This is a genomic window from Pseudomonas sp. SDO5215_S409 (assembly GCF_054071325.1).
Genome location: NZ_JBSVWN010000018.1, coordinates 21,919 through 46,318, shown reverse-complemented (window position 1 = coordinate 46,318; position 24,400 = coordinate 21,919). Strand labels below are relative to the sequence as shown.

The window sequence follows — 24,400 nt, the reverse complement described above, 5'->3', positions numbered from 1 at the left end:
CAATTCCCGTTAATGATAAAAGGGGCTGATGCTGTGTTCGATAAACCCCAGCACGCGAGCGGCAAACGCACGCGGGCGCTGGGTGAGGTAAAAGTGGTCGCCTGCGACGTCGCGGTGTTGCACCTCACCGTCCAACCAGTGCGACCAGGCCGCGACCTCGGCCGCATCGGCCTCCGGGTCATGGCTGCCGTTGAGCAGCAAGGTGGGGGTGCGCAGGCGTGGGCGCCGGGCTTCCAAGGGGCGGTGGTAGCTTTCGGTCGCCTGGAAGTCGGCCCGCAGCAACGGCATGAACAGCTGCAACAGGGCGCGGTCGTCCAAGAGTGCCGGGCTGCAACCGCCAATCGCCACCAATTGCTCGATAAACCCCGCATCGTCCAGATGGCTGAGCAAACGCCGGCCGCTCAAGTGCGGCGCGTGGCAGGCCGACAGCACCAGGCCGGCGGGAGGCGTACCGGCCTGTTCCAGCAACAGGCACGTTTCAAACGCGACCTGGGCGCCCATGCTGTGGCCGCACAACAGCGTCTGTTCGCGTTGCTCCTCGTCGAGCGCCTGCACGGCGTGGGCCAGGCTTTGGGCCAACGGGCCGACCTGGCGCTCGCACGGCTCGTGCATGCGCTGGTCACGGCCGGGGTAGACCACCAGGGACAGGTCCAGGCCCAGGTCATCCAGGCCGCGCCAGCTGTGAAAAGCCCCGCCGCTGGCCCCGGCGAACGGGCACAGCACCAGGTGCGCTGTGGCGCCGTCGCTGCTGAGGTAAGGACGCAACAGGCTCATGCCGACGCGCTCCCGGCGCGCAATTGCGCGGCCTCAATCGGCAACGGTGGTGGGGCGGTGCGCTGTTCGGCGGGGCCAGCGCAACGCAGCACGTCTTGCCACAACCGGGCGAGTGCCTGTTGATCGTCATCGCTCAACCAGGCGTCGACCGGTGCGCCCTGCACATGGCCGCGCACCTGTTGCAGCAAATGGCCCACGCCCGCCGGGCCTTCCACTTCCTGGGCACTGCGCCAGTTGGCGGCGGCCGGGTGCAGGGGCAGCGCGGTGGGGCGTTCCAGGTAGGCCGCGGTGCTGCTGTAGCCGGTTTGGCGGTCATCGGCGTGACTGTCGCTGTGCAACGCCGGTGTCCAGTTGACCGGCCCGTAGCTGGCTTCCAGCGACAGGTAGCCGCTGGGCCAACCCAGGGTCATCTGGTGCATGATCAGGCTGTGCAGGTCGGGATCGTCGGGGTTCATCCAGCGTTGCAGGCGCAGCAACACGCGGCATTCCGGCAGGTCCAGGGCCAGCGTGTGAAAGTGCGCGTCACTGCCCAGCAGGCTCACGCTGGTGTGCGCGGCCTGTGAGCCGCCCAGGGCTTGCAGCATCAGGTCCAGGCTCGAGTAGAGCAGTTGGCGGCTGGTGGTCAATTGCGCCAGGCTGGGCGCCTGGCCCGCGAGCAGTTGGCGTACCCGCTGCGCCGCGTCGATCCAGCAACGCCCGGCCGCGGTGTGCGCATAAAAGCTGTTGACCCGGTAATGGCGCCCGACGGACGCCGCCAACTGTTGATGCCGGGCGATTTCATCGGGGTGCACCGGGTGTTCCTGGATCACGTGCAGCCCGCGTTGCAACAGGCTTTGCGTCAGGTGCCCACCGGCCCCGCCGACCACGCCCGAGCGCACGACCACGCAGGCCAGGTCCAGGTCGGCGGGCAGTTGCGCGACGTCGGTGTACAGCGTGATGCCAAACGCATTGGCCAACGCCCGGGCACGCGGGCTGCCGTTGGCCAGCAGGCCGGCCAGTTGCAGCCCGGGTGAGTCCACCAGAAAACTGTTGAGGTACAACTCGCCAAATTTGGCCCCGACAATCAGGACTTTCAAAGGATGGGTCATGCGTAGTGCTCCTTCAGCCAAGTGGTGATGGCGGCGGCGGTGTCTGGCAAGTGCGCGGGGTCGAGCAGCAATTGCCAGTGATCGCAGGCCAGGGTGTGGCGCTGCGCAGGGGTGGCACAGGCGTGCCAGTCGTGTTCGGCGGGCAGCCAGTGCGCCGGGCGTTCGGCGGCGGTCAGCCACAGGCACGGCACGTCCAGGGCATCCGGGCGGGTGTGCCCATTGAGCAGGCGCATCAAGTGCTCGATGCGGTGCAACCACTGCTGCGACTCGGTGGCCGATGGCGGGTTTTTCAGCACCCCGGCCCCGGCAGCGGCGCGCATGAACACCTCCAATTGCCGGGCTTCGCTCAGGTGTTCGAGGTCAGCCGGAAGCTCAAGGGTTTTTGCGCCCTGGGCCATCATGCGCAGCAAGCTGCTGCGGTCTTTGAAGTGGAAGTCCTCGCGGCACACCGGGTCCAGCAGCACCAGGCGCACCGGTTCACCCTTGGCGTGCAACTGGCGGGCGGCGGCATGGGCGACAAAACTGCCGTAGGACCAGCCCAGCAGCACATACGGCCTGGAGGGTTGTTGGCGCACGATCGCGTCGACGTACTGCGTCGCCAATGCCTCGAGCGACGGTGCCTGCAAGGCGTGGGCGGCTTGCAGGCCGAACAACTGGCAGCCCAGCGCCTGGGCCAGCGGCAGGTAGGCGCCGATCTCGCCGTCGGAGGCATGGAACGCAAACACGGTGCCTGGTTGCGGGCCTCGCGCCAGGGCCAGCGGGTTGTCGTCGACGGACTCGGCAGGGGCCTGAAGCGTGGCGCAAAAGTCGCCCAGGCGCGGGTTGTCGAACAGGTTGCGCAGGCTGCTGGCGGTATAACCCAGGCGGTTGAGGCGGGCGATCATGCGGGTGGCAATCAGGCTGTCGCCGCCCGCGTGGAAGAAGTCGCTGGCCGCGTCCACGGGTTGGCCAAGCAGTTCCTGCCACAGCGCCGCGACGGCCTGGATCACCAACGGTGCCGCTGTCGCTGCCGGGCGTGGCGCCGCCGGGGGCGCCTCGGGCTTGGGCGCGATGGCGTGTTCCACCCGGTTGAGCGTCAGCGGCCAGGGAGTCGCCCATTCTTGCACCTGGGCCTGCAACGCGGGCAGGTCCAGCGGTGCTTCGTGGTCGGCCCGCGCCACCATCAAGTGTTGGCGCATGCGGTCATCGGCCTGTTGCGGCCAGTTCATCCGCCAACTGAAGCCCGCCGCCTGTACCACGGCCTGCCAGCGCGGCAGGTCGAGCATGGCTTTGTCATCGTCGGCCCGTGCATCGTCGAAATGGCTGAGGTTTTCGATAAAGCCGATGCTTGCCAGTTGCAACGCGCTGTCGCGCTCGGTGGCTTCCACCAGCAACAAGTGGCCGCCGGGACGCAACAGGCCATGTAAACGCTTGAGGCTGCGGGGCACGTGCACCACGTCGTGCAGCACGTTGACCGCCACGATCAGATCGTAGCCAGCCCCCGGGTGTTGGCTGAAATCCACCGGCTGGTTGAGGTCCAGCAGTGAACAGCTCAACTGTGGCCACTCGGCGAAACGCTCGCGCGCCTGCTCCAGGAACAGGCTGGAGATGTCGGTAAAACGGTACGTCTCAAGGTGCGGCTGCAGGGCGGGCAGCAGCTGCGCGGTGCTCGCGCCGGTGCCTGCGCCCACTTCCAGCACACGCAGGTCCGTGCGGTTTGCCGCCAGGTGTCTGGCGGTGAGCGCCAGGCTGCGGTTCAGGCATTGCAGCACCGGGTTGTCGTTGTAAAAGGCGTTGACCACCGCGTCGTTGCCGCCAAACAACAGGCCCAGGGCCGAGCGTTCGCCGCGCAGCAGTTCGCCGTGCAATTGAATGCAGGTGTCCAGGTAGCCCGCCAGGGTCTGGCTCCACGCCGCCTGCGGCAAGGGCAGCGGGGCCGCCTGCGGCAGTGGCTGCTGGGTGACGTAGTGGGCGCCATCGCGCACAACCCAGCCCTGTTGCACGAGCATCGTCAGCCATTGGCGCACCAAGGCGGTGAATGACGGCTGGGCGGCCAACCGGGTCATCACTTGCGCCAGGTCATGGCGCTGGCCCACTTCGCTGAACAGCCCGTGTTGGCGCAAGGTCGCGGCAATGCCATGGCGAGCGCGTTGCTCCAGCGCTTGCCACGTCAGTTCGACTTCGTCGCGCTGGGCAGCGTCCAGTTGCGGCAAGGCCTCGATGGGCAGGGGCACGGTGACGCTCATGGGCTGCGGTGCCTGCGCCACCACTTGGGCGATCAACTGGCGGTGTTGGCTGTCGGCACTGACGCTGGCGCTGTATACCCCCGGCGCTGCACGCAGGCGGGTTTCCAGGGCTTGCAGGTCGACCGGCGCGCTGGGCCACGCATGCCGGGGCAGGGCGGGCGGGCGCTCAAAACCTGCGGTGTCGTCGGCCAACTGGTGCAACCACTGGCTGTAGGTGTGGAACAGGCGGTCGATCAGCCCGTCGGCCAGCACGTCTTCCATGCAGTACAAACTGAACACCAGCTCGCCGTCGATCTCCATCACCTGGTGGTCCAGCCACACCTGGGGCGTCTGGGTGAACACATGCACCGGGTCGCCCAGCGTGGCGGTCATGGCCTGGTCGATGGCCTGGCCGTCCAGCGACATGCCCAGCATGCTGGTGAACACCACCGGCATGGCCGGTTGGCGGCCCTGGCCTTGACGGCGGCCCAGTTCGCGCATCACTTCCACGCCGTTCACGGCGGTGTGGGCCAGGCGCTGCCAGAGGCGCGACTGGGTGGCCTGCATCACCTCGCGCAGGCTCGCGCCCCGGCCCAGTTGGAAGTCCATCAACAGCACCGAGGTGAAGTCACCGATCAGCTGTTGCACCTGGGCATGCACGGGGCGGCGGTTGAAGTAGGTCAGGTTAAGGGTGAAGTCCGGGCTGCGGCTGACGCTTTCCAGGGTCTGTGCGAACAACGCCAGCAGCGCCGCCGAGGCGGTGAGGCCCAGGTGTTGGCAGTGGTTTTTCAGGCGGCCCCAACGCGGCGCATCCAGTTGTGCCTGCAAGGTGCGAAAGCGCGGCGGGCCTTGCAGCGCCGCCGTTGCCATGGGCAACTGCGGGGCGGCGGGCAGGTGCTCCAGGGTGTCCATCCAGAACCGCCAGGACTGGCGCCAGCCCAGGGTGTCGCGCTGGGCCTGGTCGGCCACCACGTAATCGCGAAAGGTCAGTTGCAACGGCGCCAGGTCTTCGCCAGCGTAGGCGCGGGCCAGGTCGTCCATCATCACCTTGAAGCTCTGCACGTCGAACAGCAGCAGGTCCAGGTTCATGTGCAGGCGGCAATGTTGGCTGTCCAGCTCGCTCAAGGTCACCTCGAACAGCGGCCAGCGGTCGGCGGGCAGCACGCGGTACGACAGGTCTTCACGGATCGCCAGCAGGCGCGCTTGCCGTGCGTCTTCACTCAGGTCGCGCAGGTCGTTGCGCGGCAGGTGATACCAGGGCGTGTGTTCCAGCACGCGCTGGCGACCGTCGCTGTCTACCACCATGCGCAGCATGTCGTGCCGCTGGATCAAGGCATTCCAGGCCTTTTCAAAGCGCACGGGGTCGAAGCGGGCGTAGGGTTTGTCCCATTCAAACACCACGTGACAGGCCACGCCGCCGTAGTCGATCAGGTCGGTGCGGCCCAGCCAGTAGGCGTGCTGGATCGGCGTGAGTGCAAACGGCTCGAAACGCGCCTTGGGGTCGAGCACGATCGGTGCTGCGTCCTGCACCGGTTGCGCGTTGGGCGCCTGGGCCAGCAGCAGGCCGGTGAGGCCGTGGATGCTCAAGTCGCGGTAAGCCTGCTCGGCGTCCAGGCGAATGCCCAGCTGGCGCTGGATGTCACTGCTCAGTTCCAGAAACAGCAGGGAGTCCAGGCCCAGTTGCATCAGGTCCTGCTCCGGCGCCAGGCTGGCCTCGGCGGCCAGGCGCAGTTGGCGGCGTATCGAGGCGCCCAGCCAGTGTTGCAGGGCCTGGCGATCGGCCTGGGGATCACCGTTGAGTTGCGGCGCGCACACGGCCTGTGCGGGCGCGGTTTTGGGCGCGGGCGCGGTGGCCAGCGCGGTGCGCGGGAACAGTCGGCGGTGCGAGTCGATGCGTGACGGGTCGACGCGCATCGCCAGGTGCCACGGCGCACCGCGCATCACGGCTTGCTCCAGGTGCCACAGGCCTTCGTCGGTGCTCAGGGTGAGCATGCCGGCCTCGGCCAGTTTGGCGTGCAGCCCTTGCTCGGCAGCGCGCCCGACTTCGCCCCAGGCGCCCCACGCCACACTGATCACACGCAGGCGTTGGTCAATGGCGGCCTCGGCCAGGCCGTCCAGGTAGGCACTGGCCAGCGCATGGGCGCCCTGGCCGGGCGCACCCAGGCTGGCGGCGGCCGAGGAATACAGCAGCAGATAACGCCCGTGCGCTGCCAGTGCCTGTTGCAATTGCGTCGCCGCCTGGCATTTGACCTGCAGCAACGGCGCCAGGCGGTCGCGCCCAAGGTTGGCCAGCGGGGTGTCGTCCAACAGGCCTGCGCAGTGGATCGCGCCGCTCAGGGCTCTTTCGGCCTGCAAGGCGGCCAGGGAATGGGCCAAGGCGTGGGCATCGCTCACATCACAAGCGAGCCAGCGCACTTCGCAGCCATGGGTGTGCTCAAGCTGTTCGACCCAGGCGGCGCCGTCGGCCGGGCAGCGCGGGGCCAGCAAGGCAATATGGCGTGCGCCCTGGGCGGCCAGCCAGCCTGCGCTGACCCGTCCCAGCCCGCCAAAAGCGCCGGTGACCAAGTGCCAGCCGTTGTCGTTGAAGCGGTTGGCGGGCAAGGCGGGCGCCGGGTGGGCGCTTGGCAACAAGGTTTGCGCCCAGGCCTGGCCGCCGCGCACGGCGATCCAGCGCTCGCCGCTGCGGGCGGCGCCCATGCCGAGCGCCAGGCTGGCTTCGTCGTCGCGGTCCAGGTCGATCACGGCCAGCGGGCGCTGCAGCTCGGCGCTCGCCACGCGCAACAGGCCCCACAGGGCACGTTGCTCAGGGATGACAGCGGCATCTCCGGGCAAGGCCCAGGCGTTGTGTGTCACCACCAGCAAGGGCTGCTCGCCGGGTTCGGCGAGGGCGGTGAGGATTTCAGCGGCCATGTCGACCAACAGGCCCGGCGCCGGTTTCAGCACGCGTGCGCCGTCGGGTGCCGGTTGAGCGGGCAGTTGCAGCGGCTGCCACTGCCAGTGGTAGTGGGTGTCGACACTGGCGTGGCGCGAGGCGGTCTGGCCGGTGCTGCACAGCGGTTGCCAGCGGGCATCGCTGAGCGTCACGCGGGCGTCGCCCAGCACGTCGCTGTGCCATTCGAGACCGATGACGTCCAGCGCCTCGGGCACCGGCAACGGGTGGTTGAACTGTGGCGCCCGGCGCGGCTCGCCATGCCGCTGGGCGAGGGCTGCGCAGGCGGCGTCCAGGCGTTGCTGCCAGCGTTGCGGCTGGCCTGCGCAGTCGGACCAGTCGGCCTGATACCGCTGCGGCCCCAGTTGCCGGCCCAGCACCGGGTCGCCACTGTCCTGGCCCACCACACGCATCGGCGCATGCGTAACCGCGGCAGTGCGGGCCAGCAGGATGTGCTCGCTGATGCGGGCGGTGGCGCTGCCGTCGTCGGGCAGCCAGTCCAGGCGCTCGAAACCGCTGGCCTGGCATTGCTGCTGCCACTGTTCGGTGTTCAGGAACAGCTCGCCGCCCCGCGCCTGCTCGTCGTGCAGCGGCAGCACCAGCGGGCCGAAGACAAAGTCGAACAGGCGCATGGGCCGGGTGATTTCACGCATCAACAGGGCGCCCCCGGGCTTGAGCAGCGGGCGCAGGTTGAGCAGGGTCTGGCCTACGTGTTGGGTGGCGTGGATCACGTTGGCGGCGACGATCAGGTCATAGTGCCCGGCCTGAAAGCCTTGTTCGGCAGCGGGTTTCTGCAGGTCGAACTGGTGGTAGTCGACAAAGGCGTATTCGGCGAATTTCTCTTCGGCGCGGCGGCTGAACAGCGCCGAAATATCGGTAAAGCCGTAGCTCACCCCGGCCACGTCCTTGAGTTCGGGCAGCAACCAGGCGGTGGTGCCGCCCGTGCCGCCGCCCACTTCCAGGATGCGCAACGGCCCAATGCCGTGCTGTTGGTGCTGGCGTACCAGGCCTGCGACCACCCCGGCGGCGATCTGGTTGAAGTAGCGGCCAAAACTGAACTGTTGATACAGCACCTCCACGCCGCTGGAAGTGCTCTGCGGGAAGATCACCGCCACCGGCTCGACGCTGCCGTTCATCATGGCGAACAACTGCTCGCCCGCCCGCTCCACGGTGTCGGCGATCACGTCCAGGCCTTCGCAGCAGTCGCGCAAGGTGTGCAGCAAGGCCGCCTGTTCGGTGCGGGGCAGCGGGTGGGCGCTGTGGTAACGGCCCTGGTCCAGGCGGTAGTAACCGTCCTCGACGCAGGCATTGAGCAGGCGCACCAGCAGTTGCCGGTGACGCGGCAGCAGGCGCCCGCCGCGCAGGATGTCCAGGGCGCTGACGCCCCGGTCGATGCCGTCGCCGATGCACTGGCGCACCATCTGGTCCACGTACAGCCCGTGCAGTTGGGTGACGCAGGCGTACAAGCGCTCCAGGCGCGGTAAATCCAGCCCGTCGCCTTCGCGGGCCGCGACCTCACGCCCGCCTTGCAGCAGCCAGTCCTGGGCGGCAGGGCTGGGCGCAGGCAGCGTGTCGCACCAGTAGCGTTGTTGATCGAAGGCATACAACGGCGCTTGGATGCGTTGGCCGGTGCTGGGCAGCACTTCGCGCCAGGGCAGGTTGACGCCCGCCGCGAACAGGCGCAGCAGGCTGTCTTGCAGCACCGCCTGCGCAGGTTTGTGGCGACGGGCGCTGGCCACCCAATGCACGGCGGTGTCGGGGAGGCGGCTGGCGATACCGGTCAACGGCGCATCCGCACCCAGCTCCAGGCCCAGGTGCAGGCCACTGCGCAGCGCGTAGTGCAGGGCCTGGTGGAAGCGCACCGGCTCACGCAGGTGGCGGCGCCAGTACGTGCCGTCTTCCAGGTCGGTGTGGCTCAGTGGCTGGCCGGTGAGGGTGGAGATCAGCGGCGTGGTGCCCGGGCGTGCCTGCAACCCACGGCAGGCGGTTTGGAACGCGTCCAGAATCGGCTCCAGCAACCGCGAATGCGCGGCACCGGCGACGTTCAGGCGGTTGCAGCGCACCTGCTGCTCTTGCAGGGCCTGGGCCAGCGTGTCGATGCCCGCGCGCGGGCCACACGCCACCAACTGTTGCTCGGCGTTGTACACCGCAATTTCCACGCCGTGTTCGTGGGCCAGCGGGGCCAACCGGGCCTCGTCGCAAAACACCGCGAGCATCGCGCCCTCGGCGGCGCATTCGTTCATCAGGCGGCCACGGGTGATCACCAGCGGCAGCACGTCTTCGAGGCGGTACAGGCCGGCGATCACGGCGGCGGCGTATTCGCCCACCGAATGCCCGATGAGGCGATCGGGGGCAAGCCCGAGGGCACGCCAATGCGCGGCCATGGCCACGGCATAGGCGACGATGGCCGGTTGTGCGTAGTCCATGCGGTCGATAAGCGCCGGGTGCTCGCCAAACATCACCGCTTGCAGGCCGGGCTGCAAATGCGCGGCGCAGATCGCAAAGCTGCGGTCCAGGCTTTGGGTAAAGGCGTCGGACTGGCCATACAGGCTTTTACCCATCCCGGCCCACTGGCTGCCCTGGCCGCTGCACAGCCACAACTGCTCGCCGGGCCTGGCCTGGCCGTGATGCAGCAGCGCGTCGTGGTTGCCTTGGGCAAATGCGGCCAAGGCGTGGGCGGTTTCTTCATGCAGGGGCACTGCCAGGCGGTGGGGCAAGTCCAGTTGCCGTGCGTGCAGGGCGGTGTGCGCCAGGTTGGCCGGGGCTGGGTGGCTGTCGAGCGCCTGGGCGTAGTGCCCTGCCAGTTGTTGCAACGAGGCGTGGCTGGCGGCGCTGAGCAGCAATGCCGGGGCCTGCGCCTCGGGGGCGGCGCTGCGCAAAGTGTCGGGCAGGGCTTCGACCACGACGTGGCAATTGGTGCCGCCAATGCCAAACGACGACACCCCAGCGCGGCGCGGGCCGCTCGGCCATTCCTGTGCCCGGGTGGGCACATAAAACGGGCTGTCTTGCAGCTTGAGCGCAGGGTTGGGTCGCTCGAAATGCAGGCTGGGCGGAATGCGCCCGTGGTTCACCGCCAACACTGTCTTGATCAGGCTGGCGATGCCAGCGGCGGTGTCCAGGTGGCCGAGGTTGCCCTTGACCGAGCCCAGGGCGCAGCCGCCAATGTCGGTGCGCGCGGCGAACACGTCCCGCAGCGCCTGCACTTCGATGGGGTCGCCCAGCGGCGTGCCGGTGCCATGGGCTTCGAGCATGCCAATGCCGGTGCAGTCGATGTCGGCCAGCAACAGGGCATCGGTGATCACCTCGCGCTGGCCGACAATGGACGGCGCGGTGTAGCCGACCTTGTGCTGCCCGTCGTTGTTGATCGCACTGGCGCGCAGTACCGCCAGGATCGGATCGCCGTCCCGCAGGGCGTCTTCCAGGCGGCGCAGGGTCACGGCGCCTACGCCGTTACCGGCAAAGGTGCCTTGGGCGCTGGCATCGAACGGGCGGCAACGGCCATCGGGGGAGAAGATCATGCCCGGCTGGTAGCGGTAACCGGCCTGTTGCGGAAACGACACCGCCACGCCACCGGCCACCGCCATGTTGCACTCGCCGCTGCGCAGGCTTTCGCAGGCCAGGTGCACCGCCACCAGCGAGCTTGAGCACGCGGTCTGCACCGTGATGGCGGGGCCACGCAGGTTGAGTTTGTAGGCGGCGCGGCTGGCCAGGTAATCCTTGTCGTTGCCCATCAAGGCTTGCAGGCCCTTGACCTGGGCGACTTCGGTGACGCGGATCTGTTCGCGCCCGGGGTAAGTGCTCATGCGCGAGGAGGCGAATACGCCGGTCTTGTGCGGCACCTCGCGAGGGGCGAACCCTGCGTGCTCCAGGGCGTGCCACACGGTTTGCAGGAACAGGCGCTGCTGGGGGTCGATGGACTCGGCCTCCTGGCGCGAATAGCCAAACAGGGTGGCGTCGAACTGGTCGGCGGCGTCTATCACCGCCGCCACATTGACGAAGTCCGGGTGGTCGATCAGGGCCGGGTCCAGGCCTGCGGCCAGCAGTTCTTCGCGGCTGAACCGGCGGCTGCATTCGCGACCGGCCAACAGGTTCTGCCAGTATTCGTGGCTGTCTCGGGCGCCGGGAAAGCGGCAGGCCAGGCCGATCACGGCAATCGGTTCGCTGGCGCCATAGAGCGCGTCAAGGCTGTGCATGGATGACCTCGTGGGCAGATAAGGAAGACGGGGCAGCGGCCAGCCCGCGTTGCAGGCGCAGGCGCAAGCGCCAGGCGGGCCACAGGCACAGGCAGGCGATCAGGGCCAGGCCGCTGAGCAGGGCCGGGTAGCCCAGGTGATAGGCGATTTGCAGCGCGGCCATCGAGGCCAGCATGGCCACGGCGGCGTCCACCGATTGCAGCAAGGCATAGTCGGAGGCGGGCTGGTGAGGACGGACCACGCCCATGAGCAGGTTGTAGAGGGTCACAAAACTGATGGCGGCGGCCACGTTGACCAGCGCAAACAACGCCAGCCAAACGGGCAGGTCATACAGGCGTGCGCCCAGTGCGGCCGCCACCGCCACGAGTGCGTGCAGCGCCATGGCCGGCAACAGGCAGCGCCAGGCACCAAAACGCCTGGCCATCCAACCGCCGAGCACTACGCCAAAAGCGCTGGCCACGGTGCTGTACAACGTGGTGGCCAGGCCCAGGTCGCTCAGGCTCAGGCCCTGGTCCAGCAACAACACGGTTTGCACCGCCATCAGGCCGCGCATGGCCAGGTAGTAAATGGCGGTGAGGCACAGCGCTGGCCACAGCGCGGTAACGCTGCTGCGGTCCAGGCGCGGGCGTTCGCTCGGTGGGGCGCTGGCCTGCTGGGCAGGCAGCAGGCCCACCGGCAGCAACAGCAACAGTGACACCCCGGCCATGCCGATGAACCCGGCCCGCCAGCCCCAGCGTTCGGCCAGAAACAAAAACACAAAGGAGCCGAAGACAATCCCCAGGTAACTGCCACCCACCTGGGCGGTGTTGGCAAAGGGGCGGCTGGCCGCGTCACAGGTGGTGATGGTGATGCCGTCGGCGTAAATGTCATGACTGGCCGACAGCAACGCCAGCAGCATCAAGCCTGCCAGGATCGGGTAGATCGAATGCTCGGGCGAAAACGCGCTGAGGCACAGCAGCAGGGCGGCCATGCTCAGTTGCAGGATGACCAGGCTGCCCAGGTAGCGATTGCCGCGCAGCGCAATGCTGTGGCGTTCACACCAGGGCGCCCAGAGGAACTTGCCCACCCAGGGCAAAAACGTCAGCGACAGCAGGCTCAGGCTGGCCAGGTCCAGGCCCTGGTGGCGGAAATACCCCACCACCCCCTGCAACATGAGCGCGGTGAGCATGCCTTGATGCAGGTAGTAGCACCAATACGGCAGGTAGCGAGTCATCAGACACCTCCGGTTCGACGCAAGCGTCGGGTGTTGCGCTGTTCAAGGCGGGTGTGCCGGTCGGCCTGCGGCACCTCTACCGGCGTGGCGCTCGGGCGCAGGTGCGCGGCCAGGGCGTGGGCGTTGGGGTAGCCGAAGACGTCGGTCACCAGCAGGTGCGGGAACCCCGTTTGCGTGAGGCGCACGTGCAGTTGCACCAGCTTCAGCGAGCTGGCGCCGGCGTCGAAGAAGTTCTGCCGGTCGTCCTTGAGCGTCAGGCCGACCACCTCGTTGAATGCCTGGCGGATCAGCGCGGTGGTGTGCACGCAGGCCGGTGCTTCGGCAGCGACGGGCACTGGCTCATGAGCAAGCGGTACGGGCGACGCCAAGGCGCTGGCCTGGTTCGGCACCAATTGCGCCAGGGGCAACGCCCAGGCCTGGGGCTGTTCGGCCAGTTGGCGCAGCAGCGCAATGTACTGGTCGAACATGCCGCGCAGGGTGCGCGGCTCGAACAGCGCCTGGACGGCGTCCCAGTTCAGGCACAGGTCACCTTCGGACTCGTAGACTTGATGGTCGAGCCAGATCTGCGGCGTCTGCGAAATGCCCCATACCGGCTTGAGCCACGACGACTGCGCCATGAAGCGGCCCTTGTCGAAGCCCAGCGCACTGGTGAACACCACCGGCATTTGCGCGGCCGCCAAGCCCTGGCGGCTGGCCAGCTCCCGCATCACGCGAATGGCCGAGTGGTCCCGTTGCGCCAGGTCGCGCCACAACCGCTGTTGCAGGCGTTGGGCGCTGTCCAGCCAGCCTTCGGCGGGTTGCCAGGCGAGCAGCAGCAACGAGGTAAAGTCGCCCAGCACCCGGTCGATGTCCGGGTGCAACGGCTGGCGGTCGAACAACGTGAGGTTGAGGGTCAGTTCACGCGCGCGGCTCCAGGCCGACAACACGGCGCAGAACGCACTGAGCAGCAGCCCCGAAGGCGTCAACTGATGCCGATGGGCACAGGCTTTCAACGCTTCCCACTGCGCCGCAGGCAGGCGCTCGGCCAGCCGCACGAAGCGTGGCGCGCCAACGCTGGCCGGGTCTTGGCGCAACGGCAACTGTGGCGCCGCTGGCAGCGTGTCCAAACGGCGTTGCCAGTAGGCCTGGGCGCTGGCGCTGGGCGGCTGGCTGGCGCGCAGGCACTGGTAGTCGCGAAAGCCGATGCCGATGGGCTCAAGCTCGCGCTCGGGCTGTTCGTAGAGCAGCTCCAGTTCGGCCAGCAGGATTTGCATGCTCATGCCGTCCAGCAGCAGGTTGTCGAGGCTGACGAACACGCGGCTGTGGGGGCTGCCGTCCTCGGCGATCTGCACATCGAACAATGGCCACTGCGCGGTGTCGAGCACTTGATGGGACAGGCGTTCGCGCAGTGCCAGGCAGTCCGCCGCCTCCAGCGCACTGACCCGGTGGCGGCGTGGAGTGAACGCGGGCACCTGCTCCAGCACGCACAGGCAACCGTCGCGTACCACGGCGCGCAGGGTGTCGTGACGATCGATCAGGCGGCGCCAGGCGCTTTCCAGGCGGGGCACGTCCAGGTGCTCGACGTTGAACTCGACAAAAAAGTGCGCACCCACGCCGCCCAGTACAAAACCGGGACGGCGCCCCACCCAATACGCCTGTTGCACGTCACTGAGGGCGAACGGTTGGTAGCGGGCGGCGGCATCGTGGTGCAGCGTGGGGGCCTGGGCGCCGCCGTCAGCCACCAGGGTCGCGGCAAACGCGTGCAGGGTCGGGAAGTTGAACAGGTCGTCGAGACGGGCGCGGTAGCCCTGCCTGGCCAGCTCGCCGATCAGCCGCGTGGCCAACAGGCTGTCGCCGCCCAGTTGGAAAAACTGGCTGTGGCGGTGCACGGGCGAGGTGTGCAGCAACGTCTGCCACAGGCCTGCGAGCAGTTGTTCGGCCACGCCTTCGGGAGCCTGGTCTTCAACGGCTACCGCAGCGGGTTTGCACAACCGCGAAAGGGCCTGGTGATCGACCTTGCCGTTGGCGGTTAAGGGCAGGGCATCCAGGAAGTACAGGCGTTGGGGCACCATGTAAGCGGGCAGTTCGTTCGCCAGCGCCTGGCTGAGTTTGAGCGGGTCCGGGCGGCACGGCTGCGCGGCGGCGCGCAGGACCAGGCGCTGCACAGCGTCCAGCGTGCTGGTCTGGCACACCTGTAAGCCAAGCTCGACGGCCAGCTGGCGCCAGTCCTCCAGGCCGCGCAGGTGTTGCGCGGCGTTGTGTTGCGCGTCCAGCAGGTCGCTGCTGACCAGCGCCAACGGCCCGGCCTCGGCCAGTTCCAGCACGCACACCGCAGCGCCCGGCGCACACAGGTGCAGCCAGCGCGACAGGGCAGCCTGGGGCTGTTCGAGGCGGTGCAGCGTGTTGTTGATCAGCAGCACATCAGCGCTGTGCAGCAGCGCCCGGGTGTCATCGTCGTGGTCACGCAACGCGGCGCCGTGGGCAAACGGCGCCAACCGTTCGCGGGCCTTGAGCACCAGGGCCTGGGAGGTGTCGAGCGCGGTGTACTGCACCTGCGCGGCATTGAGCTGTTGCAGCAGGTACGCCGCGCTCTGGGCGCTGCGCGCACCGGCTTCGATCAGTCGCACCGGGCGTTGCAGATGCTGGCTCAGGCGGCTGATGTGCTGCGCGAGTTGATCGAGGGTGGCGCGGCTGCCGGGGCTTTGCAGCAATAACTGCTCGGGCGACCAGTAGGGGTGGTCAAGCAGGGTCAGCGGGTCGCGCAGGCCCAGGAGGATGTCGCGCAGGCCGTCATGGTGCGCGCTCAACGCTTCGCTCAACCCGTGGTGACGGGCATCGATCGGTGAGGGCACGGTGGGCACGCGCTGCCAGTGCCCATCTTGCTGTTGCAGCACGCCTTGCGCGCCCAGCCAGTCCAGCCAACGCCCGAGCAGTGGGCGCCAATGGGCGGCGCAGCCGTAGTGTGCGCACAGGCTGGCGAGGTCGGTGGGGCTGTTCAGCGCGACGTTGTTGAGTGCCAGGTGTTGCAGCAGAAAATCCGCCAGCACAGGGTCGTCTGCCAGGGCCGGGGCGAGGCTGCCTGTGGCCAGCCAGTCGCTGTAGTCGGCCGGTGTGCGCGGGTCGGTCGGCACCGGGCTGTACAGGTGGGTGCCCTGGGGCACCACAAACGCCACTAGGCTTTTTTCGCGTTCGCCCAGGGCCACGCTGATCGCGGTCTTGACGCCTTGCAGCCGGTTGAAGGCGGCGTCGATCTCGCCCAGTTCGATGCGGTAGCCGCCCACCTTGACTTGCTTGTCGCGTCGCCCCAGAAACTCCAGTGTGCCGTCCGGCCAGTAGCAGCCCATGTCGCCGGTGCGATACCAGCGTGCGCCGTGCACCTGGACAAATTGCCGGGCACTGCGCTCGGTGTCGTTGAAATAACCCTGGGCCACGCCCACGCCGCCGATCCACAGCTCGCCCGCGACCCAGTCGGGGCAGTCACGGCCCAACTCGTCGACCACGCGATAGGCCTGGTTGGCCAGCGGCTGGCCGTAGGGGATCGAACGCCACTGCGCGTGCACCTGCGCCACGGTGCAGGTGTTGGACCAGATCGCCGCTTCGGTGGCGCCGCCCATGGCCACGAACTGCCCGTTTGCGCGGTAAGCGTGGTAGCGGCCCGGCAGGTCAAGGCCGATCCAGTCGCCCGAGAGCATCACCACCCGCAGTGACGCGGGCGCTGGCAGGTCGAAGCCTTCGCTGTAGGTGAGCAGCATGTCGAACAGGGCCGGCACGCTGTTCCACAGGCTGATCTGATGACGCTTGATCAGCTCGCACCACAGCGACGGGTCGCGCCGCTGCTGTTCACTGACCAGCACCATGGAAGCCCCGGCGCCCAGCACGCCGAAAATGTCATACACCGAAAGGTCGAAATGCAGCGCCGACAGGGCCAGTACACGGTCTTGCGCGGTGACCTGGTGGCGCTCGCTGATGTCCACGCAGGTGTTTAACGCGCTCTGGTGGCTGATCACCACGCCTTTGGGTTCGCCGGTGGAGCCCGAGGTGTAGATGATGTAGGCCGGTTGCTGCGGGTCCACCGCCATGGCCTGGGGCAGCGGCTGTGCGAGCATCGCCTGTTGCCAGTCCAGGTGCGGTTGTACCTGGGCTTCGGTGGGTTCATCGGCGCTGGTGAGGATGCATTTGACCCCGGCCCCCCGGTAAATGCCCAGGCGCCGGGCCAGCGGTTGGTCCGGCGGCACCGGCACATAGATCGCTCCGGCCTGGAGGATGCCCAGCACGGCGATGACCTGGCCGATGTCCTTGCTCATGCTCACGGCAACGGTGTCACCGGGGTTGACGCCCATGGCCTGCAAGGCCCCGGCGATGCGGTTGGCCTGGTCGGCCAGTTGGGCAAAGCTCAGTTGCCGCTCGCCCTGGATCAGCGCGATGGCGTGTGGGCTGTGCTGGGCCTGGGCAAAAATCCTGCTGTGGAGCAGGCCTTCGGGCAGCGGCCGGGTGGTGGCGTTGACTTGCTGGCGTACCTCACGCTGGGCCTGGGGCATCAGTTCCGGCAACGGGTGGGTCCAGGCGTGCGGGTCGTTGACCAGCGCCAGGACTTGTTCCAGGTAGACGTCGAACAGCGTGTCGGTGAGCCCGGCGGGAAACAGCGCGGTGTTGCTGTCCCATTGCAGGATGACCTGGTCGTGATGCTCGAACGCCAGGTGGTCGATCCACACTTGCGGGGTTTGCGAGATGCCCCAGGCCGGTTCGCCCAAGGTGTTGGCCGTGGCCTCGCCATATAGCGGGCGCCCCAGGTTGCTGGTGAACACAATCGGTGCGCCGTGGGGGTGGCGCTGGTGTTTTTTAAGCTCGCGCAACACGTGCACGCCGGACCACGCGCTGTGTTCGTAGACCTGGGCAAAGCTGCGCTGGTTGGCCAATGCCAGGTCGGCAAAGGCGTGCCCGCTGCACTGCACCGGCAACGGCAAAATGTTGGTGAAGTCGGCGATCATGCCCGCCACCGCAGGGTGCAGGGGCTGACGGTCGAACAGGGTGAGGTTGAGCAGCAACTGCTGTTGCCCGCTCCAGCGGCCCAGCGCCGCGCTGAACAGCGTGGCCAGGGCCATGGTGGGGGTGACGCCGTGTTGGCCGGCGTGCTCCTTGAAACGTTGCCATTGGCTGGCGTCCAGTTGCCCGCGTCGGCGGCTGATGCGCACCTGTTCGATGCGCTCGGGTTCTTGCGCCAGCGGCAGCAGCGGGGCCAGCGGCAGCGTGTCCAGGCGCTCCAGCCACCACGCGCGGGCGTGTTCGATACGCGGCGCATCGTGGTGCTGCAACTGGGCAAGGTAGGCGCAGAAGTCGTAGTCGTCGGGCGCCGCAGGCAGCGGCTGGCGGGCGATCAGCGCGATGAGTTCTTCAAACAGCTGGTTGAAGCTTGCAGCGTCGGCCACCAGCAGGTCGATATTGACCAGCAGGCGGTGTTGGCCTTCGGGCAGCAGGCACAGCTGGAAGTCGAAGGTTTCGCCGTCTTCGACCCGCAGGCGCCGGTGCCCCAGCTGTTCGCGCAGGTGCGCAAGCTGCTGTTGGCGGGCGGCGGCGGTGTGCTCGCGCAGGTCATGCACCTTGAGCCCCGGCCAGCTGGAATGCGCTTGCCATTGCTGGCTGCCGTTGGCCAGGAAGCGGGTCTTGAGCATGGGGTGGCGTTCGATCAGTTGCTCGATGGCCGGTTCCAGTGCCTGGGCGGTCAAGCCGTGGCCGTCGAACTCCTGATACAGGTGGCAACCCACGCCGCCCAGCGGTTGCTCGCTGGAACGCCCCACAAAATAGGCATGCTGCACGGCGGTGAGCGCAAAGGGCTGGCCGTCGTGCATACGCGGTAATGCGTGCGCCGTAGGCGTTGCCTCGGGGGCGGGCGCCGGTGCCTGGAGCAATGCGCACCAGCCTTGCAAGGTGGGCTGTTCGTAGAGTTGGCTCAAGGTCACGTTGAACCCTTGGCGGCGCAGGCGGTTGAGCCAGGCCATCAGGTGCATCGAGTCCAGGCCCAGGCGCAGCAGGTTGGCGTCGGGGGGCAATTGTTCAACGGGCAGGCGCAATTGCCCGGCCAGGGCTTCGGCCAGCGCGGACGGGGTGAGCTTCACCGTGGAAGCGGGGGTTGCCGTCGAGGCTGTTCTGGTCGATGTGTGCATGGTGAGACTCCATCCAGACAAGTACTCGTACCGCGCGCAACAGTGCGCGGCGTTCAGGGTTCAGGTGTTCAAGTGCCAGTGGCGCGCCTGGTGTTGTTGGCGCCACAGGTGGGCATACAGGCCGTCCAGCGCCAGCAACTCGGCGTGGCGGCCGCGTTCGACGATGCGGCCCTGGTCCATCACCAGGATCTGGTCGGCGTGCTGGATGCTGTGCAGGCGGTGCGCGATGACCAGCACGGTGCGTTCGCGCACCAGTGCGTCCAGGCCTTGCTGGATCGCGGCGGCCGAAGACGGGTCGATGCTGGACGTGGCTTCATCGAGCAACAGGATCGGGCTGTTCTTGAGCAGCGCGCGGGCAATCGACAGGCGTTGGCGTTCGCCGCCCGACAGCCAGCCCCCCCCTTCACCGATGCGGGTGGCATAGCCTTCGGGCAGGGCCTGGATAAAGTCATGGGCCTGGGCCAGACGCGCGGCGCCGATCACCTGGGCTTCGCTGGCGCTGGGGTGGCCCACGCGCAGGTTGTCCAGGACGTTGCCGGAGAACAGCGTGACCTCCTGGAACACCATGGAGATCTGCGCTTGCAGGTGCACGCTGCCGATCTCGCGCACATCGACGCCGCCAATGCGCACGTGACCGCTGTCCACCTCCCACAGGCGCGCCACCAGGTGCGCGAGGGTGCTTTTGCCCGCGCCACTGGGGCCGACCACGGCGGTGAGCGAGCCGGCGGGCAGGTTGCAAGACACGCCGTCGAGCACCCGGTGTTCGCGCGCCGCGTAGCTAAAGCACACGTCTTGCAGCTGGATATCGAAACCTTGGGGGGCACGCGGTGCAACAGGTTCGGGCAGGGGCGCTTGCTGCAGCAGTTGTTCGGTACGCGACAGCGCCAAATGGCCGAAGCGCAGGAGCAGGGTGGCAAACCCCAAGTCCAGGGCCACACGGTACAGCGGCAAGGCCAGCACACAGAACAGCAGCAGGTCCGCCAACGCCAGGCGGCCTTGGCCGAGCAGCAGGCACCCGAGCAAGACCATGAGCACGTAGCCGCCCTCGATCACCAGGCCAAACAGGGCGATCCAGGGTGCGGGCTTGAGTTCGATGGCGATCATTGCCCGGTGCTGCGCATCCAATACGGTATTAAGGCGGCGCAAGGCGCTCCCAAACCGGCCAAAGCTGCGGATCACCGCGATGCCTTGCAGGTATTCCTGCAACGCCGCCTGGGTGCGGTTGTTGCTGGCCAGCATGCGTTCGGCGTGGCTCAGGGTTTTGCCCATGGCCACGCGCATTGCCAGCGCCGCCAGCGGTAGGGTCAGTGCGACGGCGGCGGCCAGCAACGGTTGCAGCCAGAACAAAAAGATCAACAGGCCGCCCAGCTGCGCGATAGACAGCACAAACACGCCAAGAAAGTGCGACCAGAGGTTTTCCACCAGTTCCAGGTCGCTGGTGACCTGCGCACTGATTTCGCCGCTGTTGGCCTGGCCGAACCAGCCCAGCGGCAAGCGCTGCAAGTGGTCGATCAGGCGCAGGCGGGCGCTGGCCATCATCGCGTAGGCGCCCGTGAACACCTTGGGCGTGCCCAGCGCGCCCACGCCGATTTTGGCGCACAGGCAGGCGAGCATCGCCAGCGTCAGCAGCAGGATGCTGGGGTGTTCGGTGCCGGGGCGCACTCGGCTGTCCAGCAAGCCATACAGCAGCGGGTAGAGCGCGGCGCCCAACAGGCCTTCGAGTACCGCCAGGCGCAGGCCCTGGTTCAAGCGCGGGTCGCGTTTGCCGGCCAGGCGCTCGCCAGCGCGCATCAACGAACCGATCATGCGGTTGCCTCCGAGCCCATCAGGTGCCAGTCGCGAATCTGGGTGTGGTCTTGCCAGAGCTGACGGTACAGCGCGCAGGTGTCGAGCAAATGAGCGTGGCGCCCGATGCCGCGCACCTGGCCGTGGTCGAGCACCACAATGGTGTCGGCCGCCGTGACGGTGTGCAGCCGGTGGGCAATCATCAGCACGGTGCGGCCCCGGCACAGGTTGGCCAGGGCGTGCTGGATGAGCGCTTCGTTGTCGCTGTCGGCATAGGCGGTGGCTTCGTCGAGGATCAGCACGGGCGCGTCCTTGAGCAGGGCGCGGGCAATCGACAGGCGCTGGCGCTCGCCGCCGGACAATTGCGCGCCGCGCTCGCCCAGTGGGGTCTGGTAGCCCTGGGGCAAGCGCTGGATAAAGTCATGGGCGCAGGCGGCACGGGCGGCGGCGTGCACCTGGGCCAGGTCGGCGTCGGGCCTGGCCAGGCGCAGGTTGTCGAGTACGCTGGCGTCAAACAGGTGCACCTGCTGGAACACCGTGGCCACGCGTTCGAGCAGGGCGTCCAGGGGCCAGTCGCGCAGGTCGGTGCCGCCCAGGGTGATATGGCCGCTGTCGGCGTCGAACAGGCGGCAGACCAGTTGCGCCAGGGTGCTTTTGCCGGAACCGCTGGGGCCCACCAGTGCGGTCAGTTGGCCCGCCTGGGCGGTAAAACTGACGCCGTTGAGGGCCTGGCGCTCACCGTAGGCATGCCGCACATCCTGCACGCACAGGTGCAGTGGTGCGTCGGGGATGCGTGCGGCGAGGTTGTCGTGCAGGGCCGGGGTCTGCAACACCTGGTTGATGCGGGCGAGGGCGGCGCTGCGCTGGATCAGTTCGCCCTGGATGTAGGTCAGGCGCAACAGGGGCATCAGCACGGCAGGGGCCAGCAGCAAAAACAGCAGGAGCGTGTCCAGGCCGATCTGCCCTGTGTGCAGCAGCCCTGCGCCCAGCGGCGCGACGATGATCAGGTTGGCGCTGAGCAGGCCGGAAAACACCACCCAGAACAGCGAGCTTTTACGCGCAAAACCGGCCACCCAGGCGGCGGCGTCGAGGATGTCGCGGCTCAGGGTGCCAAAGCGCAGGCTGGTCAGGCCGAAGCTTTTGACCACCTGAATGCCGCGCAGGTATTCGCTGAAACTGTGGGAAATGCGCTGTTGCAGGCTGTGCCATTGCGCCATGCGCGCGGCGGCGCCTTTGACCATGAGGGTCTGGGCCAGCAGGGCCAAGGGCAGCGGGGCGATGCTGGCCAGTGCCAGGCGCCAGTCGATGACCGCGAGCACCATCAGGGTCAGGGGCGGGGTGACGAGTGCGCACACGGCGTCTGGCAACAGGTGCGCAAAAAAGCCTTCCAGGCTGCCCACGTCATCATTCAGGGTGCGGCGCAGGTCGGTGCTGGTGTGGCGGCTGAAAAAGCTCAGCGGCACTTCACCCAGGTGGCGGGCAATGCGCTGGCGCAAGCGGCGCAGCAGCTCGAAGGCGGCCAGGTGCGCACACACGTGACTGGCACTCATCAGCCCCCAGCGCAGCAGCACCACGCCCAACGCGGCCAGGCCCCAGTGGATGGCCGTGGCCGAATCGGTCGGCGCTGCCAGCAAGTGATGAACGATCTGGTAGACGCAGCCCAACGACACGACGCCCAGCAAGGTCGACACCACCGCACTGCCGATCGCCAGGCTGAACAGGCGTGGCACCAGCGCCAATAAGCGCAGGAGGGTCAAGGGTTGCCCTGCTGTCATGTCAACAGCATCGGGTTGTCTCTTCATCCAGCGCTCCGTGGTTTTTTTGGCTGGCGTGGCGGGCTCGGCACGCGTCGGGGCGCAGGATAAAGCGGCGTTGGCGTGATAAGGATCACAAAGGGGTTGGGATGAGCACAATCGGTCTAATAATTATCGTTCTCATTCATGATAGAGTGTTTCTGCGCGTTACAGTCGCTGTGTGGCGCGCAAAATCCTTCTGACCGATGCCCGTGTGATGCGCCCGGCGGGGTCCATCTGGAGAAACGTGGATGAATTCAGTAGTGCAACCCAAGCGAGTGGTGCCGGGGCTTTCCGGCGTGCCCGAAACCATGCTGATGACGGTGTGGAACCGCGCAGCGTTTGCCCGCGGGCCTGATCGCCTGCTGGACGACCCGGTGCTGCTGCAACTGATCGAGCGTATCGATTACGACTTCAAGGGCCGCTTTGGCAAACCCCAGGCGACCCATGGCATTCGTTCGCGCTATGCCGATGACCGGGTGAAAGACTTTCTGGCACGCCACCCCGACGGTACGGTGGTGGCCTTGGGCGAAGGTCTGGAAACCCAGTTATGGCGCGTGGATAACGGCCGGGTGACGTGGTATTCGGTGGACCTGCCCGAGGCCATCGAGACGCGTCGTACGTTGCTGCCCGAACACCCGCGCAACATGTTGCTTGCGTGTTCGGCGCTGGACCCGCAGTGGCTCGACCAGGTCAGCCAGGCCGCGCAAGGCCCGGTGTTCGTCACCGCCGCGGGTCTGCTGATGTATTTCCAGGCGCACGAGGTGCTGGGGTTGTTGCAACAACTGGTGCAGCGCCTGGGGGAGGGCGAGTTGTTTTTTGACTGCATTCCGCCCTGGTATTCGCGCAAGACCCTCAAGGGCCTGGCCATGAGCGCTGATTACCAGACGCCGCCGATGCCGTTCGGCCTTGCCTTGGGTGAACTCGAACCCTTTGTGCACCAAGTGCCGGGGCTCAATGTGCTGCAAGCACTGACCTACGCCGAACCCTGGCCTCGCTACATGCGCGCCCTGGCGCTGGTGTCACGCATCCGGCCGTTGCGCCAGCGTGTCGCACCGGCCTTGGTGCATTGCCGCTTCACCACCCCCTGACTGAGGGACAACCCTATGTCGATTGACTCCGCTTTGCGCCCCAGTGCTCCCACGCTGGAACAGCACAATCAGTACATGCCCGGTATCGCCTGGACCCAAGTCCACGAGGGGGTGCGCATTGGTCTGGTGGACGGTTTTCCTGACCGCGACGTGTGCCGTCAGGTCAACGTGGATCGACATTTGTCCCTGGCCATGATGGTCAAGGGCAATGGCCACTTCCTGATGGAGGGCGTGCCTGAGTTGTGCACTTATGACTCGGGTTATTGCTACCTCAGTTGTGCGTGCGAGCCGTTCACGTGCATGGATTTTTTCCCGGCTTATCACGACCTGAAGCTTGCGATTGTGCATTTCAGCCTGGAATGGCTGGAGGTGTTCGCGCCGTTGATGGCGGCTGGACGGGGCAGCGGGCGCTGGTTCTCGCACCCGCAGCGCAAGGCCGGGGTGTTGCGCGTGCGCATGACGGCTCAAGAGCAGCAGATGGCCGGGCGGTTCATGGCCGACGGGGTGCCGGGCAATCCGTTGCAAGGCCTCAAGGCGCATGCGCAGGCGATGGAGTTGTTGTGGGGGTTGGCGCAGCGCTTGAGCGTCGAGGAGCCTGAGCCGGCGGCGTTGTCGCTGGAGTCACCGGTGTTGCCGCGTATCAACCGGCGGGAGCGGCGTATGTTGTTGGCGGCGCGCACCTATATTCAAGAGCATTGCCTGGAGCCGCTGACGGTGGCTGATATCGGGCGGGTGGTGGGGATGGGGCATGGGGTGCTCAAGCGACAGTTCAATGAGTTGTTTGGGACGAGTGTGTATAGCTATGTGCTGGATTGTCGGTTGGAGCAGGCGGGGAAGTTGTTGAGGGGGTCGGATTTGCCGATCAAGGAGGTGGCTTGGCGGTGTGGGTTTGCTCATGGGAGTCATTTGTCTCGGTTGTTTCGGCAGCGGCATGAGATGTCGCCCAAGGAGTATCGGGAGGGGTGATTGGGTTGTATGGGGGGCATATCCGTTATTTGGGTTGTGGCGGATGGTGGTTTCGCTTTTACAGCGACTTACTTTTGGACAGAGCCGGAATGCCGGCCCAGCCAAAAGTAAGCAAAAGGCTCTCGCCCCACCACTCGGCACCTCGCTGGCGCTCGGTGTGCCCGTAGTCCGACATTCAATCGGGGGGTCGCCGCTATCGGCCATCCTTGGCCGAGAGCGGCTAG

The 24,400-nt window shown here is 67.1% G+C and carries 8 protein-coding genes and 2 pseudogenes; 2 read left to right on the top strand and 8 right to left on the bottom strand.

What is annotated here, in order from left to right:
- Nucleotides 1–9: 9 nt before the first annotated feature.
- From ACW9H9_RS11965 to ACW9H9_RS11930, 8 genes and pseudogenes are all read right to left on the bottom strand, one after another.
- Entirely contained in the window at nucleotides 10–774 is a 765-nt protein-coding gene (locus ACW9H9_RS11965) for a thioesterase II family protein (RefSeq protein ID WP_457343376.1), read from the bottom strand.
- The gene (locus ACW9H9_RS11960) at nucleotides 771–1,862 is read right to left on the bottom strand and encodes a Gfo/Idh/MocA family oxidoreductase (RefSeq protein WP_457343377.1); all 1,092 of its coding nucleotides are present in this window, start codon (nucleotides 1,860–1,862) and stop codon (nucleotides 771–773) included. The genes ACW9H9_RS11965 and ACW9H9_RS11960 overlap by 4 nt, the downstream gene beginning before the upstream one ends.
- Nucleotides 1,859–11,188, bottom strand: coding sequence for an SDR family NAD(P)-dependent oxidoreductase (locus tag ACW9H9_RS11955; RefSeq protein WP_457343378.1), 9,330 nt, complete (start codon nucleotides 11,186–11,188; stop codon nucleotides 1,859–1,861). Before ACW9H9_RS11955 ends, ACW9H9_RS11960 begins: the two co-directional genes overlap by 4 nt.
- Nucleotides 11,175–12,401, bottom strand: coding sequence for an MFS transporter (locus ACW9H9_RS11950; protein ID WP_457343379.1), 1,227 nt, complete (start codon nucleotides 12,399–12,401; stop codon nucleotides 11,175–11,177). The genes ACW9H9_RS11955 and ACW9H9_RS11950 overlap by 14 nt, the downstream gene beginning before the upstream one ends.
- Nucleotides 12,401–12,679 (bottom strand): annotated as a pseudogene (locus ACW9H9_RS11945) (acyl carrier protein); the annotation flags it as partial. The pseudogene ACW9H9_RS11945 and the gene ACW9H9_RS11950, both read right to left, overlap by 1 nt.
- A gap of 95 nt (nucleotides 12,680–12,774) precedes the next feature.
- Nucleotides 12,775–18,541 (bottom strand): annotated as a pseudogene (locus ACW9H9_RS11940) (amino acid adenylation domain-containing protein); the annotation flags it as partial.
- Nucleotides 18,542–18,601: 60 nt separating this feature from the next.
- Nucleotides 18,602–20,347 carry an ABC transporter ATP-binding protein gene (locus ACW9H9_RS11935; RefSeq protein WP_457343380.1) on the bottom strand — a complete coding sequence of 582 codons (1,746 nt, stop codon included), beginning with the start codon at nucleotides 20,345–20,347 and terminating at the stop codon, nucleotides 18,602–18,604.
- Nucleotides 20,344–22,128 (bottom strand): ABC transporter ATP-binding protein, encoded by a 1,785-nt coding sequence (locus tag ACW9H9_RS11930; RefSeq protein ID WP_457343381.1) that lies wholly within the window; start codon nucleotides 22,126–22,128, stop codon nucleotides 20,344–20,346. Before ACW9H9_RS11930 ends, ACW9H9_RS11935 begins: the two co-directional genes overlap by 4 nt.
- A 242-nt stretch (nucleotides 22,129–22,370) precedes the next feature.
- On the opposite strand from ACW9H9_RS11930, the gene ACW9H9_RS11925 reads away from it, so the two are divergent.
- Both ACW9H9_RS11925 and ACW9H9_RS11920 read left to right on the top strand, forming a co-directional pair.
- On the top strand, nucleotides 22,371–23,210 hold the full coding sequence (locus ACW9H9_RS11925) for a class I SAM-dependent methyltransferase (protein ID WP_457343382.1): 840 nt from the start codon (nucleotides 22,371–22,373) through the stop codon (nucleotides 23,208–23,210).
- Nucleotides 23,211–23,225: 15 nt separating this feature from the next.
- Entirely contained in the window at nucleotides 23,226–24,176 is a 951-nt protein-coding gene (locus ACW9H9_RS11920; RefSeq protein ID WP_457343383.1) for a helix-turn-helix domain-containing protein, read from the top strand.
- Nucleotides 24,177–24,400 lie beyond the last annotated feature (224 nt).

What these genes read in the sequence shown, in the direction of transcription:
- ACW9H9_RS11965 (WP_457343376.1), bottom strand. Translation starts at nt 774, where the DNA reads ATGAGCCTGTTGCGTCCTTACCTCAGCAGCGACGGCGCCACAGCGCAC.
- ACW9H9_RS11960 (WP_457343377.1), bottom strand. Translation starts at nt 1,862, where the DNA reads ATGACCCATCCTTTGAAAGTCCTGATTGTCGGGGCCAAATTTGGCGAG.
- ACW9H9_RS11955 (WP_457343378.1), bottom strand. Translation starts at nt 11,188, where the DNA reads ATGCACAGCCTTGACGCGCTCTATGGCGCCAGCGAACCGATTGCCGTG.
- ACW9H9_RS11950 (WP_457343379.1), bottom strand. Translation starts at nt 12,401, where the DNA reads ATGACTCGCTACCTGCCGTATTGGTGCTACTACCTGCATCAAGGCATG.
- ACW9H9_RS11935 (WP_457343380.1), bottom strand. Translation starts at nt 20,347, where the DNA reads ATGATCGGTTCGTTGATGCGCGCTGGCGAGCGCCTGGCCGGCAAACGC.
- ACW9H9_RS11930 (WP_457343381.1), bottom strand. Translation starts at nt 22,128, where the DNA reads ATGAAGAGACAACCCGATGCTGTTGACATGACAGCAGGGCAACCCTTG.
- ACW9H9_RS11925 (WP_457343382.1), top strand. Translation starts at nt 22,371, where the DNA reads ATGAATTCAGTAGTGCAACCCAAGCGAGTGGTGCCGGGGCTTTCCGGC.
- ACW9H9_RS11920 (WP_457343383.1), top strand. Translation starts at nt 23,226, where the DNA reads ATGTCGATTGACTCCGCTTTGCGCCCCAGTGCTCCCACGCTGGAACAG.